Genomic DNA, 5,196 nt, shown 5'->3' on the forward strand with positions numbered 1-5,196 from the left:
GGAAAGGTCCCGGTTTTGCCCGGCAATGCGGACTGAACCATGCCCGGGGGAAGTATCATCTCTGCATAGATGCCGACACCCTTTATCCGCCCCAGTACATCAGTACCATGATAAAGGTCTTACAGGACAAAGAAGTGGCAGGTGCATACGCCCTGTGGAGTTTTCTTCCTAATGAACATCATTTAGGACTTTTCTTCTATGAAACACTGCGTGACCTCTATTTGAAAATACAAAATCTGAACAGACCGGAACTCAATGTACGTGGAATGGCTTTTGCCTTCCACACGGAAACAGCCCGGAAAGAAGGATTCCGGACAGACATACTCCGCGGAGAAGACGGCTCCCTGGCACTGGCATTGAAAAAATACGGAAAATTAAGATTCGTCACCGCCCGCAAAGCCCGTGTCCTTACCGGCTATGGTACTGTCTCGGCCGACGGATCCCTGTTTAGCAGTTTCAAAAAACGAGCCATAAAAGGTTTAAGAAGCTTCACGGCTCTTTTCTATAGCAAAAACAATTACGAGGACGAAGATTCTAACCTGATAAAGTAACGACAGATGAAAATAGCAATAGAAGCCCAACGCATCTTCAGAAAAGAAAAGCATGGCATGGACTATGTAGCTCTGGAAACCATCCGGGAACTGCAAAAGATAGACAAACAAAACGAATACTTCATACTGGTCAGCCCGGGAGATGATATTTGTTTGCAGGAATCCGCCAACGTGCATATCGTGACCGTCAACTGGCCGTCCTATCCGCTTTGGGAACAGATAGGACTGCCGTTGGCTTTGAGAAAAATCAAACCCGACCTGCTGCACTGCACAAGTAACACTGCCCCTGTGTATGGAAACATTCCACTGGTGCTTACACTGCACGACATTATCTTTCTAGAAAAAAAACAAGGCAAGAACCAGTCCATGTACCAAAGACTGGGACGTTTCTACCGAAGAATCATTGTTCCCCAAATTCTTACTAGATGCAAAAGAATCATTACCGTTTCTCATTTTGAATGCAACCGCATCAGTCATTTCCTGCACATTGACAGACAACTGCTTGTCGCCGTACACAACGGCTATTCACAACATTTCATACCCATACGGAACGCACAAGCCACCACTGCCCGATACATAAAGAAACATCCTTACCTGTTCTTTTTAGGAAATACCGATCCCAAGAAGAATACGGCAAGGGTATTGCAGGCATACGGTATTTATTTAAAAAAATCCCGTCAGCCCCTTCCCTTGCTTATCGCCGACCTGAAAGAAGAGATCATAGACGAATATCTGAACCGGCAAGGATTACAAGAAATAAAAAAAATGCTGTATCATCCCGGATACATTCCAAACACAGAACTACCCGCTGTTTATAGTGGAGCATCCGTCTTTATATACACGTCTTTACGCGAAAGTTTCGGCATCCCCATTCTGGAGGCGATGGCCTGCGGAACTCCCGTCATCACCTCAACCACTTCCGCCATGCCCGAAATCACAGGACCGGAGGGTATTCTGGTCAATCCGTTCGAACCGGAGGAAATTGCTTCCGCCCTCCTTCATTTAGAAGAAAATGCGGAATTCTATGAGTCACAAACTGCATATGGATTAGAAAGAGTCCGTCGGTTCTCATGGGAGAACACAGCCAGAGAAATATTGAAAATATATAAAGAAATACTAGCATGAACACCCTTGAAATCCTCTTCTTCATCCTCCTGTTCATTGTATTCTACACCTATGTGGGATACGGAATCCTGTTGTGGATATTGGTAAAAATAAAACAAAGTTTTCTTTTCTTCTACGATACGGACGAACCGGAGCAAGAAACCTGCCGGAACGGCAACAACACCGCCCTGCCCGAAATCACCCTGTTCATCACCGCCTATAATGAGGAACAGGTAGTAAACGGAAAGATGAAAAACTGCCACGAACTGGATTATCCCAAAGAGAAACTGCATATCGTATGGGTAACGGACGGCAGCAATGACCGAACCAATGAAAAATTAAAAGCGTATCCCGATGTCACCCTATTGTTCGTCCCCGAAAGAAAAGGAAAAACAGCCGCTATGAACCGGGGAATGGGATTTGTCACCACGCCTTTGGTCATATTCACAGACGCCAATACATTTATTAATCCGCAGGCCGTTCGCGAGATAGTAAAATGTTTTAACCATCCGCAGGTGGGATGCGTGGCAGGAGAAAAACGGGTAGACATGTACAGTACCGGAGGAGCTGTTTCCGGAGGAGAAGGATTGTACTGGAAATATGAATCATGGCTGAAAAAAATGGATTATCAGCTCTATTCCGCCATAGGTGCTGCCGGAGAATTATTTGCCATCCGCACCCCGTTATATGAGGAAATGCCTGAAGATACCCTACTGGATGATTTTATGCTGTCCCTGCGTATCGCCATGAAGCAGTATACGATAGCATATTGTGATACGGCATATGCCTTGGAAAGCGGATCGACCGATATGAAAGAAGAAGAGAAAAGAAAAATACGTATCTCAGCAGGAGGATTGCAGTCCGTCTATCGTTTGAAAGAACTGCTAAATCCTCTACGTTATGGAATCCTCAGTTTTCAATATGTCTCCCACCGCGTACTGAGATGGTCGGTAACCCCGGTTGCCTTGTTTCTGCTCTTTCCCTTGAATATCCTGCTGGTTGTCTGTAGTGAGAGCCATCCGGTTTACTTTCTTTTTCTTCTGCTGCAATCCGCATTCTACCTCGGGGGAGTTTATGGCAGCTTCCTGTCTGCCAAGTCCGTAAAGAACAAATTGCTTTATATTCCCTACTATTTCCTGTTCATGAACATCAATGTGATAAAAGGTTTCTTCTATTTGAAAAGACATGCCGGCGGAACATGGGAAAAATCCCGCAGGGCATAATATTTACTCACCAAAATATTTTTCTATCATCTCACGCAAAGCGGGAGCCATAATCGGCTTGGCCATATAATCGTCACATCCGGCTTCAAAAGCCTTGTCACGGTCACTGTCATACGCATTGGCGGTAAGAGCTATGATGGGAAGTGTCCCCCCTTTCAGACGAATTCTTCTGGTAGCTTCCAAACCGTCCATAACAGGCATCTTTATATCCATCAAAATCATATCGGGCCGGCAACCCTCAAATTTCTCAATAGCCTCCTGCCCATCGTGGGCACGGTAAACTTCATACTCCTTTCTTAAAATTATAGATAATAAGAGGTAATTACTTTCCGTATCTTCAGCTACCAAAATCTTTTTCATTTCTTCTTTTCATTGATTACCTTGCAAAATTACGATATAAAATGATATAAACAATATTTTTTTTGTATATTTGCTGTCAGTAACAAATATCACGCATCTAAATTCGCTAAGAGAAACAGTATATTGAGAATCATACTATTAATATGAAAATTCCGAGTAATATATTGCACGATAAGCAGTATGCAGACAAAATTCTGGAAATTACGGCTGATACTATGTTTTTCGTATATAAAGACGGCACCTGTTTAGACTTCAAGGCTAATACGACGGACTTCTTTATAAAAGAACAAGATATTATAGGGAGAAATATATTCTCTTATTTCCCTGTGGAAACGGCACGGGAGATGTATGCGGAATTCACCAAAGTACGGGCAGGAGACAAACTTTCCGCACGGAATTACAAATTAATATTGGAAGATGACGTAAAATACTACAAATGTATTATCAGCAAGTATGATGAGGAGCATTTTCTTTTTCAATACAGGGATATCACAGGCCGGAGTGTCGTCAGGCTGAAACTGGAAAAAAAGCAAAAAGATTTGTGCGAAATAGAAAAAGCCGCAAGAATAGGATTATGGGCATACGATTCGTCCACACGGTTCTTCACTTATTCGGGATACACCCGGATATTCTGTAACGATGAGGAACAGAAACAGATTTCCATAGATGAATACATGAACTATATGCACCTTGATGACAAGGCCCGTTTCAGTCAATGGCTGGAAGAAAATCTGAAGGAGAAGGATGCTTCCAATACCATAAACTACAAACTCCTTATTGACGGAAAGACCGTCAACATGAGAATAAAAACATATCATAAAGAGGTATATATGCAAAGGACCGTATTGGAAGGATATATACAGAACACATCCGAGATTGTTTGGAAAGCAGAACGCTCCAACCAGCTGAAATCTGCCTTCCTTGCCAATATGAGCCATGAAATCCGTACACCGTTGAATGCCATTCTAGGATTCTCACGCATTATAGCTGAAACGGAAAACGCCGAGGAAAGATTGCAGTATTACGATATTGTAGAAAAAAACAACATGCGCCTGCAGGAACTTATCAACGAGATTTTGGACCTGTCGAAGATTGAATCGGGCATGATGGAGTTCAACTATGCGCCTGTATCCCTTTATACTTTATGTGAGGATGTAAAAAACACGTATAGTTTCAGGTGTCAGCCTGGGGTGGAGCTTGTTTTCGAAGAGTCCGATCCGTCACTGGTTATCTCGACAGACAGGAACCGCTTGTTCCAGGTTTTCTCCAACCTGATAGGTAATGCTACAAAATTCACAGCCAAAGGTTCTATCAGCTTCGGATATAAATTGACGGAAAAAGAAATTGTTTTTCATATAGCCGATACCGGAAGCGGTATTTCCGATGACAAGATAGACAAGATATTCGACCGTTTCATCATGGCCAACAACCAGGTGCAAGGTACAGGACTGGGTCTTTCCATCAGCAAAATCATTGTAGAAAAGTTAGGAGGAAAAATAGCTGTACAATCAAAAATGGAAACCGGAACCACATTCACTTTTACATTGCCTTACATTTCAGCAAACGGAGATATGAAATGGGAGGAAAAACTTCCACCAGCTTCCGTTAAAGACAACAGCAGAACTTCCCATCAGGAGATGACCATCCTAGTGGCGGAAGACTATCAAAGCAATTATGACTTAATAGAGGCTATGATCGGAAAAATATACAAACTGGTGCATGCTCATGACGGCATGGAGGCTATCATATTCTATGAACAATACAAACCCGACTTGATTTTGATGGATATAAAAATGCCTAACATCAATGGTCTGGACGCCACCAGAGCCATCCGGGAAATGTCTGCCGACGTACCTGTCATCGCTGTAAGCGCATACGCATATGAAAAAGACAAAATAGCTTCCAGAGAAAGCCTGTCCCTTATACACATCTCCGAGCCCACGAGACCTAAGGCGAAC

General features: G+C 43.1%; 5 protein-coding genes. 4 read left to right on the plus strand and 1 reads right to left on the minus strand.

What is annotated here, in order from left to right:
• The 3 genes from AB5935_RS15435 to AB5935_RS15445 all read left to right on the plus strand — a co-directional run.
• Positions 1–551, plus strand: a 551-nt coding sequence (locus AB5935_RS15435) for a glycosyltransferase family 2 protein (RefSeq protein WP_368327475.1), incomplete at its 5' end; no start/stop codon positions are given.
• A 6-nt stretch (positions 552–557) separates the two neighbouring features.
• Entirely contained in the window at positions 558–1,676 is a 1,119-nt protein-coding gene (locus AB5935_RS15440) for a glycosyltransferase family 4 protein (RefSeq protein WP_007853964.1), read from the plus strand.
• A complete protein-coding gene (locus AB5935_RS15445) occupies positions 1,673–2,878 on the plus strand; it encodes a glycosyltransferase family 2 protein (RefSeq protein WP_007846422.1) in 1,206 nt (401 codons plus the stop codon). The genes AB5935_RS15440 and AB5935_RS15445 overlap by 4 nt, the downstream gene beginning before the upstream one ends.
• 3 nt (positions 2,879–2,881) lie before the next feature.
• On the opposite strand, the gene AB5935_RS15450 is transcribed toward AB5935_RS15445, so the two are convergent.
• The gene (locus AB5935_RS15450; protein WP_007832352.1) at positions 2,882–3,238 is read right to left on the minus strand and encodes a response regulator; all 357 of its coding nucleotides are present in this window, start codon (positions 3,236–3,238) and stop codon (positions 2,882–2,884) included.
• A gap of 143 nt (positions 3,239–3,381) precedes the next feature.
• Between AB5935_RS15450 and AB5935_RS15455 the strand changes: the two genes are divergently transcribed.
• On the plus strand, positions 3,382–5,196 hold a 1,815-nt coding region (locus AB5935_RS15455), incomplete at its 3' end, for an ATP-binding protein (protein ID WP_410525539.1).

Origin of the sequence: Phocaeicola sp. RTP21198st1_B8_RTP21198_201120 (assembly GCF_040929485.1) — a bacterium.
GTDB classification, from domain to species: domain Bacteria; phylum Bacteroidota; class Bacteroidia; order Bacteroidales; family Bacteroidaceae; genus Phocaeicola; species Phocaeicola dorei.